This is a genomic window from Marivirga harenae, assembly GCF_030534335.1.
Taxonomy (GTDB): domain Bacteria; phylum Bacteroidota; class Bacteroidia; order Cytophagales; family Cyclobacteriaceae; genus Marivirga; species Marivirga harenae.
Genome location: NZ_CP130565.1, coordinates 2,268,835 through 2,283,644, shown reverse-complemented (window position 1 = coordinate 2,283,644; position 14,810 = coordinate 2,268,835). Strand labels below are relative to the sequence as shown.

Below are 14,810 nucleotides of genomic sequence, written 5' to 3'. Positions count from 1 at the left end.
TCATAAATATTTAAAAATCGTATATAAAATCTTGTATCCAGCCATAATGGTTCCGTACACTGTGCCTGAAACCTTAGATTTTCCAATTCGGTTCCTATAGGCCATGGGCACTTCAGTACATTTCATTTTCAATTTGGCCGCTTTCACTTGCATTTCGACCGTCCAGCCAAAGGTTTTATCCTTCATCTCTAATTCCATCAATCGCTCCCATCGAATGGCCCTAAAAGGACCTAAATCAGTGAATTTATAGCCATAAAAAAGTTTTATCAACCTAGTAGCCAACCAGTTTCCAAATACCTGAGGAAACGTCATACTTCCTCCTTCTCTCTGACCTAAAGCTCTTGAACCAATGACTAAATCCACTCCATCGTCTAAAATAGGATTTACTACATCTGGTAGCTGCTCTGGGTAATCGGAATAGTCAGCATCCAAGAATACTACAATATCAACCTTTTCCTTTTTAGCCTTTACAAATTCTATTCCTTTTAAACATGCATTACCATAGCCCTTAATTGGCTGATCTAAAACCAAAGCCCCTTCCCTTTCTGCTGCTTGCCGTGTTCGGTCTGTAGAATTATTATTGACCACCACAATTTCCTCCACCCAATCCTTAGGAATGGCTTTTACGACCTTTCCAACAGCATTTTCTTCATTAAATGCGGGTATTATTACTACTATTCTTGAATCCATCTGCTTAATCAGACTGCAAAAGTACAAAAACACTTCTTTTTAATTGTCTCATGATGGACATAATTAAGTTATAAACATGAAAAAAAGGCAGCTACACATTCTGAGTAGTGTCATTATGACTTATCCAGCTAAACCTTTTCTTTTGGAACAGGTTTTGATGTACATACATCAAATATTAAAAGTCAAAATCATGAAATAGTCATAAGCCCTATATACCAACCGAGATGAATATAATAGGTCATTGAATATTGGTAAACTAGGCCTTCGAACCTTGACTATTGCATGTGGCAACTTTAAAACAGTTATATACACATGAACTTACTTGAAAATAAAGACGTATTAAGAAGCTTATTACTTCAGGGTGATCAATTAAATACTATTGCTGGGGGCGTGGTACAAATTGAATTTAAGCTAGAACAGCATAATGACGGATTTTTAATAGTTGTTAATGCACCAGGAATAGAGGCGGAACAGTTAAAGATAATTTCAGACCAAAACTCATTGCAAGTATTTGCTACATTGAATCATCCATCAGAGAACCATGGCGTTATGATTCCACTTTTCTTCAGAAAAGTAGATTTGCCTTTATTTGCAGATACAAGTAATGTAGATGCTGTTTATCATGAAAATAAGTTAGAAATATCTGTTCCTATGGGAACAAATAATACCAGCAGTAAAAAAGAAATTAATATCAAACAAATATAAACTTGCGTGTAGATGAACTTATCTGCATTGAATTCCTTGAATACTCAGAATCCTCTTCCTGAATCCGAAGAGGATTTTTTATTTTACGTCAATATCCGATAACTCAAATCAGGTATTCTGTTTAAACCTTCGATCAATTCATTACTAGGATTTACTTTATACTTTCTCGATTTGGTCTCCACTTTATAGCCATTAACTTTATCTTGAAGCTCCAATTTCACTTCACATTCTCCCCTAAAAGTCTGACATAAATTATCAAGTTCGACAATTAAATCTTCCGTAATAGCATTTAAATCGAGCATGATAGCTAAGCTCTTCGTCCGTTTATCTCGAAGTTCAGAAAGTAATTCCACCTTACTTATTTTAAACTCTAAGGCTTGATCACCCCATGGCTTCTTCCCAACTCTTCCTGAAATAAAGATAAACCAACCGTTTTCATAAAATTGCTTATTGGCTAGGTAATCATCACCAAACATGAAAAAAGTGAATGACCCACCGTAATCTTCAAGGGTTAAAGTACCAAAAGGTTTACCTGTTTTGGTTTGCCTATGCGCTATTGAAGTAACTATACCCCCTACTTTCACTTCATTTTTAGAAGCTAAACTATCCAAATCGTTTAATTCAGAAACTTGAGTATTGCAGAAGCTTTCCATTTCAAAGCGATATTCGTCTAAAGGATGACCTGAAATAAAAAGCCCAACTACTTCCTTTTCAATATTAAGCTTCTCTAATTCCGAATAGGGTTCCATTTCCGCAACTCTTGGTGGTGGAATAGCTACTCCGCCCTCTCCACCAAACAAAGAGGTCTGTGCGCTGTCCTTTTCATGCTGCAATTTTTGAGCGTATTTAATGATTTTTTCAATCAAAGTCCCTTCTCCGTTATCAGAAGTCAAGAATTGCTTTCTATGATACTCCTTAAAGCAATCAAATCCTCCAGCCATAGCCAATGATTCAAATGTCTTTTTATTGACACTTTTCAATGGAATTCGCTCTGCAAAATCAAAGATGTCTTTGTATTGCCCGCTTGACTTTCGTTCTTCAATTATGCTTTCCACAGCGGCTGAACCAGCTCCTTTTATAGCGGCCAAACCAAATCGAATTTGACCGTTCTCATTTACTGTAAATCCGGGATTAGATTCATTCACATCTGGCCCCAAAACTTCTATCCCTGCACGTTTACATTCTTCCATAAAGAAAGTGACATCCGTGATTTGCCCCATATTATTGCTCAATACAGAAGCCATGTATTCAGCTGGATAGTGTGCTTTCAAATACGCTGTTTGATAAGCTACCCAAGCATAGCACGTAGAGTGTGATTTATTAAAGGCGTAAGCAGCAAAAGCCTCCCAATCTTTCCAAATCTTCTCCAACACATCTTTTGGATGACCTTTTTCAGCACCCTGATTAATAAATTTGGGCTTTAATTCTTCCAGCAAAGCAAAAATCTTCTTACCCATTGCCTTACGTAAAACATCGGCCTCACCTTTCGTAAAGCCTGCCAGTTTCTGCGATAAAAGCATTACTTGCTCTTGATAAACGGTAATACCATAAGTTTCCTTAAGGTATTCTTCCATCTCATCAAGATCGTAGCTGATTTCTTCTAAACCATTTTTACGTTTTACGAAATTTGGAATATACTCTAGTGGTCCCGGGCGATAGAGAGCATTCATAGCAATTAAATCCGAAAATTCAGTCGGCTTTAATTCTCTTAAATATTTCTGCATTCCAGGTGATTCGTATTGGAAAATACCAACCGTTTCACCTTTTTGGAATAATTCATAAGTTTTTTCATCATCTATCGGGAATTCATCTGGATCAAGCTTAACTCCATGTCTTTCCTCTACAATTCTTACCGCATCTTTGATTAGCGTAAGGGTTTTCAAGCCTAAGAAATCCATCTTCAGAAGGCCTGCATTTTCCACCACCGCATTATCAAATTGCGTGCAGTACATATCCGAATCTTTTGCCAAGGCAACTGGAACAAATTTGGTAATATCATCAGGTGTGATTATAACCCCACAGGCATGAATACCCGTGTTTCTAACGGAGCCTTCCAAAACCCTAGCTTGATTGATTACTTTTGCAGAGGCATCATTCGCTTTAGCCAAATTCAATAATTCTTCGGCCTTACTAATAGCTTCTCCATTATTTTTCAACTTGGCTGACAATTTCTTTTTATCAGGAGCTAAATCGAAAAGTGCTTTTAATTTGATATCAGGAACTAATTTGGCTATTCTATCAGCATCCATTAAAGGCAATTCCATAACTCTGGCTGTATCTCGAATTGCAGATTTAGCGGCCATTGTTCCATATGTGGTGATCTGAGCCACTTGATTAGCTCCATATTTCTCAATTACATAATCTATAACTTTTTGCCGTCCGTGATCATCAAAGTCAATATCAATATCAGGCAATGAAACCCTATCTGGATTCAAAAAACGCTCAAAAAGCAGATCGTATTTAACTGGATCAATGTTGGTGATTCCTGTGCAATAGGCCACAGCTGAGCCAGCAGCTGAACCCCTACCCGGTCCTACAGAAACGCCCATTTCTCTAGCTGCAGTGGTGAAATCTTGTACAATTAAGAAGTATCCCGGATAACCAGTTCTTTCGATGGTTTCTAATTCGAAATCTAGCCTCTCTTGAATTTCAGAGGTAATTTCAGGATAACGCTTTTTGGCACCTTCAAAGGTAATATGTTTCAAATAGGCATTTTCTCCTCTATTACCTCCATCCTCTGCATCTTTTGGATCTATAAATTCTTGGGGGATATCATATTTTGGTAATAGGACATCCCTTGCTAGTTCAAAACCTTCAATTTTCTCTGCAATTTCTGCTGTACAAGTAATGGCTTCAGGATAGTCAGCAAAAAGCTTCTTCATTTCATCAGGAGATTTGATATAGAATTCATCATTTGGCAAACCAAAACGATATTCTCTCCCTCTTTTCCCTACATATTTCTTCGGCTTCCCTTGCTCACCAGTGGTTTCTCCGTCTTTTACACAAAGTAAAATATCCTGAGCTTCGGCATCCTCCTTGTTGGTGTAATAGGTATTATTTGCTGCAAAATATTTTACATTATGCTTTTCAGCAAATTTTAATAAAACTTCATTTACCTTTTGTTCCTCAGGAACTCCATGCTGATTTAACTCTATATAAAAATCATCTCCAAACTGTTCCTTCCACCATAAAAATGCTTCTTCAGCTTGGCTTTCTCCCGCATTTAATATTAAGAAAGGAACTTCTCCCCATAATCCACCAGTAGTGGCGATAATATTTTCTTTGTATTGTACTAAAGCTTCTCTATCAATCCTCGGTACATAATAAAATCCCTCCACAAAAGCGATGGATGAAAGCTTGGCTAAGTTATGGTAGCCAGCCTTATTTTTCGCCAAAAGTACGGTCTGGAACCCGTCATCCTTGTTCTTTTTATTGTTTCTATCCTGCGTTAAAAAATACTCACAGCCTACAATTGGCTTCACCCCTGCTTTATTTGCATCTCTTACGAAATTATAAGCACCCATCATATTGCCATGGTCTGTCATAGCGATAGCTGGCATCCCCAATTCCTTAGCCTTATTGACCATTGATGGAATTTCTGTGGTGGACTGCAGAATTGAAAACTGTGTATGGCAATGAAGGTGAACAAATGAAGTATCAGACAATTCTGATATATCAGCATTTTTAGCTTGCTTTAAAGCATCTGCCGCTGCCTTTTCTTCTGACTTTGAACTGCTTGCAAAATTTGCAACATCCAGTTTTGGGGGCTCATATTGAATGGCTTCAATCGAAGTATCGCCCAAAGGCTTGACTACATTTTCCGATATCAATCCAAAGAAACACTTAGCGGTGGCATCTACATCATAAGCAGCATCGTGCGCATCGGCAAAATCTTGACCAAAAAGCTTCTTGTGCAATTCGGTCAAGGTTGGCCATTTATACCTTCCACCTCGACCGCCAGGAATCTTACAGAAATCAGTCCCTTCATCTTTAGTATCGATGATGGGTTTTTCAGTCAAGACCTCAACTGAAAGCTCTTTTCTCAGCATTTCTGCTCCCATTATGGAAACGTCAAAGCTGATATTATGACCAACCACAACATCCGTTTTCTCTAAAACAGTTTTGAAAGCTTCTAAAACTTCAACGAGCGGCTTACCTTCTTTTTGAGCTCTCTCTGTAGAAATGCCATGTACTTTCTCCGCATTATAAGGAATGTCGTACCCTTCTGGATAAATGATATGATTTTGAGCATCTAAAAGCTCACCGTTGGCTCCGTGTAATTGCCATGCAATCTGGACGCAGCGAGGCCAATTGTCTGCATCACTTAAGGGTGCATTATAATTTTTTGGTAATCCGGTGGTCTCGGTATCGTAAATTAAGTACATAAAACTATTGCTGAGAGGATGGTCAATTTCAGAGTTTGAAATTAGTGAAAGGCAGGAAGAATGGAAAGACAAAATTTGGAAAAAGTTTTTAAGTGATGAAGTGCTTAGGTGACTAAGTGAATAGGTCTGGATGTGACTAGGTACTTAGGTTTTATTTTAGCGGATTGTAAAGTTGAAAGTAGGAAGGAGGAAGTGCGCAGTTAATTACGTTCAGAGGGTTTTACCAATAAAACATTTAAATAGCAAATGGTCAGCGGTTTCGGTCTGACGGATATTCCATGAAATTGTTATTACCGATTAGACGGTTTAAATCTTCAAACCACAGAACATAAAGCCCTCTCCCTCTGCTAGCGAACTTACGTTACATCGAATCCTGAACGGAATTTTAATACCGCCAGCATTTTTAGTAAACCACAAAAGCGACAAAAGCATAAAGAAAAATTTGCTAAAGCAAATTTAGTTAAAACCATACTGTCCAATTGATTTGTCAAAACGGTCATAAGTAATCGTTTAAAATCCGCTAGTCAGCTTGGCTGAAACTTTTGTTTTCTTTTGTCACTTTTGAGGTAAAATATGTTTAATGAATAGTTAAGTCACATATATTAATCAAACCGAATGGCTTTAATTGGTTTCATACGGGCTATAAACCAAACAGGAAGAAAAAGTGAGATCAAGACCACTACCAGTACCAACAAATTCAAGCTTAAAATCATTTTGAAATCCCACAGGATAGGCACAAAACTCATATAATAATTTTCTTGATCTAGTGGGATGATTTGAAAGTAGTATTGCAAGGCAGCAAACCCTATCGCCACAAGATTACCATACAACAAGCCCTTAAAGGTCAAGCGTAAACCACTCATTAAAAAGATATTTCTTATTAGTTTATTCTTTGCACCCATAGATTTTAACATCCCAATCATAGGTGTTCTTTCCATGGTTAGAATAAAAATGACTGCAACCATATTAAAACAAGCCACAAACAGAATCAAAGCCAAAAACAAACGGACATTTTGATTTAACAATTCTAACCATTCAAAATACTGTGGATATTTTTTACTTGTTAGGTTTACAAATTGATCGGCTTCAATCTTATCAAACACAATAGATTCAGCTGCCTCTTCATCCAGTTTGTCATTAATATAGACTTCATAACTTCCCACTTGGTCTGAACCCCAATCATTCAATCTCTGAATCATCTTAATATCACCAATAATAATTTTTTCGTCAAAATCTTCCAGCCCTGTTTCATAAATACCCACAATTTCTAATTGCCTGTAGCGCGGTGGGTTTTGTACAAAATACATGATCACTTTTTCGCCCAATTCAATTCTTAATAATTGAGCAATTTCTTTACTAATGATTACTTCAGTGCTATAATTATCGACTGCCACATTGGGAAAGCGACCCTGAATTAGATTTGAATCAAAGTTTGTCGTATCATAATCCAACCCAATTCCTTTGAGTACTACGCCTTCAACTGCTTCTTCTGTCTTCAATAAACCTGCTTTATACGCAACTGCCTGTACATGCTCAATGAAATCGAATTCATTATGATGTTGAAAAAATTCAGTTTCCATTGAAATAGGCGACTCATCAAAGGAATTACTAAGCGTATATTTTGTGACTTGCATTTGTCCTGCAAAACTGAAAACCTTATCCTTTATGGTCTTCTGAAACCCTCCTAAAATAAGCAATGCAACCAGCATGATTGCCAATCCAATAGCTATGCTACTGATTGCAATCTTATAAATACTGCTGGAAAATTGACCAGTTTTAGAATTAATTGTACGTTTCGCTATAAAATCAGGTAGATTCAAGAATTAACTTTATTTTTGATTTATGATTCAAACTGCAAATTACAATTTCATTGGCAAACTCATTCCGCTTTGCGGTCTATTTTTTACGATTTTGGCAAATGCTTGCGTAGCACAGCAAAAATCGCCAATTCCAGCTGCTTATCAAACAACAGAATATCTAACATATTTGAAAGGGAAATCAGTAGGCATGGTGGTTAATCAAACCTCAACAATTGGTAAAACCCATTTGGTTGATACCTTGAGATCACATGGAATTAAGATCAAAACAGTTTTTGCTCCAGAACATGGTTTTCGTGGGGAAGCAGATGCAGGGGCAAGCGTGAAATCTGGAATGGATGAAAAAACTGGGCTCCCCATCATCTCTCTTTACGGGGCCAACAAAAAACCTACTAATGAGCAGTTACAAGATTTAGATGTTATCATTTTTGATATTCAAGATGTGGGTGCTAGATTTTATACTTACATCAGCACAATGCACTATGTGATGGAAGCTTGTGCAGAAAATGATATCCCATTATTGATTTTGGATAGACCCAATCCCAACGGCATGCATGTGGACGGCCCATTTTGGAAATGGAACATCAATCATTTGTAGGCATGCACCCAATTCCAATTTTACATGGTTTAACTGTAGGAGAGCTGGCACAAATGATCAATGGTGAAAAATGGCTCAAAAATGAATTGCAATGCAAATTGAAAATCATCAAAAATAAAAACTACAAGCACAATGATTCTTATTCACTCCCTATCAAACCATCGCCTAACCTTCCCAATGATTTAAGCATTGCGATCTATCCTTCACTTTGCCTTTTTGAAGGAACAGTAATTAGTGTGGGAAGAGGAACTGAAAAGCCGTTCCAGCAAATTGGGCATCCTACATTAAATGATTTTGAGCATACTTTCACGCCTGTAAGCATGCCGGGAAGCAGCGTTCACCCTCCATTTGAAGATCAGAAATGTTACGGAATTGATCTCGGAATCAAAGATTTTGAGGAAGGAATTTCTTTGAAATACTTAATTGAACTATTTAGTGCATTTCCTGAAAAGGATAAATACTTCAACAATTTCTTGACCAAATTAGCAGGAACGGAATCTTTACGCCATCAGATTGAAGCAGGATTTTCCGAGGAAGAAATCAAAATGAGCTGGCAGGCTGGTTTGGAAGAATATAAGGAGATGAGGGAGAAATATTTGATGTATTAGACCACTTCATATCAAAAAAGGAGGAATTAGATAATGAGGGATGCAAGGTGAAGGGGGTGTTGGGTGAATCCCCAAATAGTACTAACCTTTGCTGTTTATCCATCGACACCAAGCATCACTTCCTTCCAAAAGAATCCTTAAAACAGGAAATGAAAAGTGCTTTCATGAAAGCTAACAACAATCATTATATCTTGATTCTAGGTTCCAGTATCTAGAATCTATAGTAAAACCCTGACTTAAATCATATTAGCTCCTTATTAATCTCAGTACGGAATCCATACAATTGTGCGAATTTTGTGAAAAACAATTGGGAAGATGGAAGCGAAAATAACACCTCATCAGACTGGAAACATTCAAGCGAACGACTGGATTCCAGCTAAGTCATTTTACAGCTGTAAAAATGGAATATGTACTAGTTGCTTAGCAAAGCATGAAGATCGTAAACAATTAGTTTTACCGCTATCAAAATTAAAGGAACCCGATTTCAAAATAGATTTAGGTAACTTCTTGAAGAGCCTGGCCAAATTTGATAGACCCGTATTATTTTACCACAGAGACTACCCTATCATAGAACAAGCCTTAATCAAGTTCACAGGACATGAAAACTTCGAGAATTCTTTTAAAATAGTTAGACCCTTTTTGCCTAAAACCACAATTCCCGCTACCATTATTTCACCCTATGCCTTGAGTAAAAATAACCGATTAAAAGAACAAAAATTGGTCAGTTTGACAAAAAGATTTTTTGAACCTCTGGGATTTATTAAGCTACACCTTCACTCTGTTGCTGACTATCATGAGTATGCTGAAAGCGAAAAAGTAGGTTTGTTGATGTTGCCATTGAAGGACTTACCAGATTATGTTCAATATGCAATGCATTCAAAGGATATAAAAGATGTAATTCCAGCTATTTTTCAGCCTTGAATCTACGAATTCATATGATTAATATTCCGCATTAAACCACTGTATTTAGTACGCTTAACAGCTGATTTTCTAAATACTTCGTTGAAAACCTCTTGGGTCATTTCTTGCCAACCCTGTTTATCCATTTCTTTTAAGAGAGGATTTGGTTGAAATGCTTCTTCTTGGTGGGATTTCGAAAAACGGTTCCAAGGACAGACATCCTGGCAAATATCACAGCCGAAAACCCAATTCTCCATTTTACCGGAAAACTCAGTTGGTAAATCGTCTTTTAGTTCAATGGTTAAATATGAAATACATTTTGAGCCATCCACAACTCCATCTCCAACTATCGCATCCGTTGGACAAGCATCCACGCATTTGGTGCAGGTACCACAGTAGTCTTGCATTGACCCATCTTCTTCTAACTCCAAATCAATTATGAGCTCTGCGAGAAAGTAGAAACTACCTCTTTGTTTATTGAGTAATAAGCTGTTTTTGCCTAACCAGCCCAAGCCACTTTTTGCTGCCCATTGGCGTTCCATCACAGGAGCCGAATCCACAAAAATTCTTCCCCCAACCTCTCCTATTTCTTCTTGGATTCGCTTCATGAAATCTTTCAATTTGTCTTTTATAACAAAATGATAGTCTTTTCCATAAGCATATTTGGCAATTTTATAGGAATCGCTTTTGGCTAAGTCTTGTTTTGGATAGTAATTGTACATTAAAGACACCACTGATTTAGCGCCTTCTACCAGCTTTGTAGGATCAAGTCGTTTATCGAAGTGATTTTCCATGTAGTGCATTTTACCATGGTATCCTTTTTTGAGCCAATTTTCTAATTTGGGAGCTTCCTTTTCCAGAAATCCTGCTTTGGACACACCACAGAAATCAAAGCCTAAATCTGAGGCTATGGATTTAATTGTTTTAGTATTTTTTTCCTTTAAAGAGGCCATTAAGACATCAATCAAAAAGACTACCCATTTGAGCGGGAGGTACATTCCCTAAATGCTTATAAGCCAGTTCCGTAGCCTGCCTTCCTCTTGCCGTTCTTTTCAGATAGCCTTCTTTGATTAAAAAAGGTTCATATACTTCCTCAATAGTGTCGGCTTCCTCTCCTACTGCTGTGGCTATGGTCCCCAAGCCAACTGGACCTCCTTTGAACTTTTCAATAATGGTGGTCAGAATTCTATTATCCATTTCATCCAGCCCATGCTGATCTACATCCAATGCATTCAAGGCAATTTCTGCAATTGATTTCGTGATGGTTCCATCCCCTTTTATCTCAGCAAAATCACGAGTTCTTCTTAAAAGTGTATTGGCGATTCTTGGAGTTCCTCTACTTCTTCTCGCTATTTCGTAAGCAGCATCATCCTCCATTGGCGTATTTAAAATAGCTGCAGAACGCTTTAATATTTTCTTTAATAATTCTGCATCATAATATTCTAAACGGGCATTGATCCCGAACCTTGCCCTTAATGGAGATGTCAGTAAGCCAGAACGAGTGGTAGCACCAATCAAAGTAAAAGGACTTAAACTGATTTGCACGGAACGGGCATTGGGGCCGCTATCCAACATAATATCAATTCTGAAATCTTCCATTGCAGAATAAAGGTATTCCTCCACTACCGCGTTGAGTCGATGGATTTCGTCAATAAATAAAACATCTCCTTCTTCTAAATTGGTTAACAAACCTGCTAAGTCTCCTGGTTTGTCCAAAACCGGACCTGAAGTGATCTTTAAATTAGAATCTAATTCATTTGCTATGATATGAGAAAGGGTAGTTTTTCCTAGTCCGGGAGGTCCGTGCAGTAGCACGTGATCTAAAGGCTCAGACCTTTTTTTAGCCGCCATCACAAAGACTTGAATATTATCAACAGTCTTTTGCTGGCCGGTAAAGTCACCAAAAGAAAGGGGACGAAGGGCTTTTTCAAACTCTCTTTCTTCCGGATTCAAATGTTCCTCATCTCCTGTTAGGAAATCTTCTCTCATATCAACTGATTATTTGCGGCAAGTTAATCAAAAAATGAGGATTTTGAAGGGATATTAATTCTTGACTTTTGTGATAATACGGATCTTAGGCCAATGGCTATAGTTCTCGCCTTGAATCCAAACAAAAAATGACCTGCTAACGACAGGTCATTTAAAGGTTGATAGTCTACCAGTTCTTATTCTTTTTTGAGATATATTTCAACTACACCATTTTTGGCTTTTTCTCCATATTTTTTAGTTGCTTTTTTATCTTTCAACACAACTATATGATCAATATTATTTGGTTCAATGTCCTTTGGTTTATAACCTAATTTTTTTTGATCTCCATCGATCACAAACAAAATTGATTCATTATTAAAATTAAGAACATCTAAAACATTTCCCCTGTCGAAATCCATTTGTACTTCACCAGGAAAATCACCTTCATTCGTTTTATATCTGATGTCAATCACTATCGTTTCACTCTCGCTTAGCACTTCCCCAACTTGATCTCCTACAATTTCACTTGTAAGAATATCGATCTCTGCATTTTTAGCATCCTTGGAAGGCATCACTATTTTGATATTTTTTATTTGTCTAACACCTAAAGCATTTTCAATACTGATATCTTTCTCGATTAATTTTCCGTCAATTTTCACTTTGACATCAGAATTTACGTTCGAATCAAATTTCTGAAGTAATTTTTTCAAAATCTCTAAATTACTTGTGTCTCGGTTGTGAGATGTTTTTTCGTTATCTAAAAACTGGACTGGGCCGTGAATTTTGATCTCCGATACATCCGCAGGTTTCTTTTCAATTTTATTAATTAAATCGATGCGCTCATTAGACTGTTGAGTATTTCCCCCTCCGTTTTGGTCCTTTGCTTTGGAGCGAATTGAATTGAGATTTAAAGCAGACTTCTCAATTTCCTCTTTTTTGGTTTGAGACTTCTCCATAGTCTCTTTGGCGGTCGAAGATCTTGGTATTTTTACTACAAAAGCAGATTCATCGGGGTAATCAAAAATATAAAATATGCGATCTCTATGCTTCTTTTCCCATTTTTCTCTACTAATAGATTCAAAATATCGGTTGGTAAAAAAGTGATAAGAAGGTGATTTTTCTTCTTTATACATGGTAGCCATATTTTTACCCTTCAGCGGAATCTTCTCATTAAGAGGTTGCAGATTCTCATCTAGATAAAGCTTTATTTCTTCATTTTTTGACTTCGTGAATAAGGAGTTTCTGGTCAACTCAATAGTGATATCTAGCTTTTGATTCTCACTTTTAAAGATTATATCATCATTCAATTCAGTTGAAGAGACTGGTTCATTAAAATCATTATTTAACTCTACTTTTTTGACTGATCTTGACTCTTTTTTAGGCTCCTCCATTTTATAAAAAGTGAAGCTCATTAGAAATGAAATAATCATCAAAAGGCTTAAAAATGGCTTTAAACCTATATTGTTCTCTGGTTTCTGTTCAAAGATTCTCATAATTCTCATTTTAAGGTTAGATTGTTTACTGGAAAAAGGAATAACATAGTTCAAGCTTTGTCTATAGCTCTCCATATTGAGCAAGGCATGTGCATAAACTTTCTTATCAATTATTTGAGTGACTTGGTCATCACATCTGTTTTCTCTTTCTTTTCGAATATTTTTTGCCAGCCACCACATGACTGGGTGATAAAAGAATATCACCTCAAAAGTCATGGTCATAATATTGACCAAATAGTCTCTGTATTTTATGTGATACAATTCATGTAATAGAACTGCTTCTATTTGCTCAGGGGGAATGCTAGTGAAAAATCCAACTGGCAAAACAATTATTGGCTTCAAGAATCCAAATGTGAAAGCTGAGTTTATTCGATGGCTTTCAAATACTTTGACATTATTGTTAATTTGAAATTTTTCAAGTTGCTGAATTATAAAATAATTCCAACTTTCAGGAACACTGCTTTGGGAAGAAATTATTAAGCCGCGGGTATAAAAGTAGCCTCCCATCATTTTGATACTAAAAACCAATACCCCTATCAACCAAAATATACCAAGAGATTTAAATAAAAACTCCATATTGAAAGCCTCAGATTCTTTACGATTGGTCATACTTTGATTTTCAGGAATTTCAAAAACCACAGCATCAGCATTGAAATCAGGAACAGTTTGGCTCACTTTCGTTTTATTTGGAATTGGTTTTTTCTGAAGGGAGTTATTTTGGAAATATAAAGTGCCGGCAATATTCAGAAAAAAGAAGAAAATTACCGCAACAATACTTTTGTGGTAACGATCAGTAGATGATTGATTTGAGAATATGGAATCGAAAGCTTTTACAATCAGAAAAATCAGTAATCCGCTCAATAAGCTGACGGCCACCCAAACACCCAATAATTGAATAATGGAACTTTGAAATAAGCTCATCATTTTATACCTCCTTTTTCCTTTTGTTCAATCCACTGTTTTAATTCTCGCAACTCTTCTTGAGTGGTTTCTTGGTTTCCCAACAAATGCATCATCATTTCTTTTGCAGAACCTTTAAATAATGTTTCTGATAATTTATTGAATATAGAGTTCTTAATAGATTGCTCGTCAAGCTCAGAAAAATATATAAAAAGCTTACCTTCTTTTTTTCTGCTTAGCATTCCTTTATCCTGCATTCGTTGCATTTGCTTCAAAGTGGTAGTATAGCCAACTTGCTTTCTTGCTTCCAGTTTTTCGTGAATTTCACTGACTGTTAAACCTGGTTTTTCCCACAATTCTTGCAAAATTTCTAGTTCTGCCTCGGATGGTTTTTGCTTGATTTTATTCATCTGATCAATAATTTAAAAGCAATTAAACGACAACTGTCGTAATATCCAAATTTTTACACGACAAATGTCGTAATTATAAAAAATATTTTCTCAAGTCTTAGTCACTTTCTTAATCATTATTCGTAGACAGCCTTACTGCAGTACTTGCTGCAACACAATAGAAAATGAAAACCACAAATCAAAAAATCATTTCTCCTCCTGATGAGGACGAAGTGAACTGGCCCGTAGTAATTGGGATAATTGCTACAATGGTCTTTATAGTATTGCTTCTCAATTTTGCGTAGTTAAAAGAAGGCGGCACTTTCACACCGCCTTCTTTTTTTGCCTTCTCAGTCC

10 protein-coding genes and 1 pseudogene are annotated in these 14,810 nt (G+C 36.6%); 4 read left to right on the top strand and 7 right to left on the bottom strand.

From position 1 onward, the window contains the following. Positions 1 to 690, bottom strand: coding sequence for a glycosyltransferase family 2 protein (locus Q3Y49_RS09820; RefSeq protein ID WP_303267975.1), 690 nt, complete (start codon positions 688 to 690; stop codon positions 1 to 3). Between the two features lie 312 nt (positions 691 to 1,002). Here Q3Y49_RS09820 and Q3Y49_RS09815 point away from each other — a divergent pair, with 312 nt between their 5' ends. Then, entirely contained in the window at positions 1,003 to 1,395 is a 393-nt protein-coding gene (locus Q3Y49_RS09815; protein ID WP_303267974.1) for an Hsp20/alpha crystallin family protein, read from the top strand. Between the two features lie 83 nt (positions 1,396 to 1,478). Here Q3Y49_RS09815 and dnaE read toward each other — a convergent pair whose 3' ends face one another. Continuing rightward, positions 1,479 to 5,780 (bottom strand): DNA polymerase III subunit alpha, encoded by a 4,302-nt coding sequence (gene dnaE / locus Q3Y49_RS09810; protein ID WP_303267973.1) that lies wholly within the window; start codon positions 5,778 to 5,780, stop codon positions 1,479 to 1,481. A gap of 602 nt (positions 5,781 to 6,382) precedes the next feature. After that, positions 6,383 to 7,600, bottom strand: a complete 1,218-nt coding sequence (locus Q3Y49_RS09805) for an ABC transporter permease (RefSeq protein ID WP_303267972.1) — start codon at positions 7,598 to 7,600, stop codon at positions 6,383 to 6,385. Positions 7,601 to 7,622: 22 nt separating this feature from the next. On the opposite strand from Q3Y49_RS09805, the pseudogene Q3Y49_RS18740 reads away from it, so the two are divergent. The 3 genes and pseudogenes from Q3Y49_RS18740 to Q3Y49_RS09795 all read left to right on the top strand — a co-directional run. Then, positions 7,623 to 8,314, top strand: a pseudogene (locus Q3Y49_RS18740) (exo-beta-N-acetylmuramidase NamZ family protein); the annotation flags it as partial. A 117-nt stretch (positions 8,315 to 8,431) separates the two neighbouring features. Further along, positions 8,432 to 8,803, top strand: a complete 372-nt coding sequence (locus Q3Y49_RS18735; protein WP_367892477.1) for a DUF1343 domain-containing protein — start codon at positions 8,432 to 8,434, stop codon at positions 8,801 to 8,803. A 315-nt stretch (positions 8,804 to 9,118) separates the two neighbouring features. Further along, positions 9,119 to 9,724, top strand: a complete 606-nt coding sequence (locus Q3Y49_RS09795; protein WP_303267971.1) for a hypothetical protein — start codon at positions 9,119 to 9,121, stop codon at positions 9,722 to 9,724. A 2-nt stretch (positions 9,725 to 9,726) separates the two neighbouring features. Here Q3Y49_RS09795 and queG read toward each other — a convergent pair whose 3' ends face one another. From queG to Q3Y49_RS09775, 4 genes are all read right to left on the bottom strand, one after another. After that, positions 9,727 to 10,656: a tRNA epoxyqueuosine(34) reductase QueG gene (gene queG / locus Q3Y49_RS09790; protein WP_303272101.1), complete on the bottom strand. Its 930-nt coding sequence runs from the start codon at positions 10,654 to 10,656 to the stop codon at positions 9,727 to 9,729. Between the two features lie 7 nt (positions 10,657 to 10,663). Then, the gene (gene ruvB / locus Q3Y49_RS09785; protein ID WP_303267970.1) at positions 10,664 to 11,692 is read right to left on the bottom strand and encodes a Holliday junction branch migration DNA helicase RuvB; all 1,029 of its coding nucleotides are present in this window, start codon (positions 11,690 to 11,692) and stop codon (positions 10,664 to 10,666) included. Between the two features lie 176 nt (positions 11,693 to 11,868). Then, positions 11,869 to 14,088 (bottom strand): M56 family metallopeptidase, encoded by a 2,220-nt coding sequence (locus Q3Y49_RS09780; protein WP_303267969.1) that lies wholly within the window; start codon positions 14,086 to 14,088, stop codon positions 11,869 to 11,871. Then, entirely contained in the window at positions 14,085 to 14,474 is a 390-nt protein-coding gene (locus tag Q3Y49_RS09775) for a BlaI/MecI/CopY family transcriptional regulator (protein ID WP_303267968.1), read from the bottom strand. The genes Q3Y49_RS09780 and Q3Y49_RS09775 overlap by 4 nt, the downstream gene beginning before the upstream one ends. Positions 14,475 to 14,810: the final 336 nt, after the last annotated feature.

Bases quoted from the DNA above. Each gene is read 5' to 3' on its own strand.
- Q3Y49_RS09820 (WP_303267975.1), bottom strand. From the start codon at position 690: ATGGATTCAAGAATAGTAGTAATAATACCCGCATTTAATGAAGAAAAT.
- Q3Y49_RS09815 (WP_303267974.1), top strand. From the start codon at position 1,003: ATGAACTTACTTGAAAATAAAGACGTATTAAGAAGCTTATTACTTCAG.
- dnaE (WP_303267973.1), bottom strand. From the start codon at position 5,780: ATGTACTTAATTTACGATACCGAGACCACCGGATTACCAAAAAATTAT.
- Q3Y49_RS09795 (WP_303267971.1), top strand. From the start codon at position 9,119: ATGGAAGCGAAAATAACACCTCATCAGACTGGAAACATTCAAGCGAAC.
- queG (WP_303272101.1), bottom strand. From the start codon at position 10,656: ATGGCCTCTTTAAAGGAAAAAAATACTAAAACAATTAAATCCATAGCC.
- ruvB (WP_303267970.1), bottom strand. From the start codon at position 11,692: ATGAGAGAAGATTTCCTAACAGGAGATGAGGAACATTTGAATCCGGAA.
- Q3Y49_RS09780 (WP_303267969.1), bottom strand. From the start codon at position 14,088: ATGATGAGCTTATTTCAAAGTTCCATTATTCAATTATTGGGTGTTTGG.
- Q3Y49_RS09775 (WP_303267968.1), bottom strand. From the start codon at position 14,474: ATGAATAAAATCAAGCAAAAACCATCCGAGGCAGAACTAGAAATTTTG.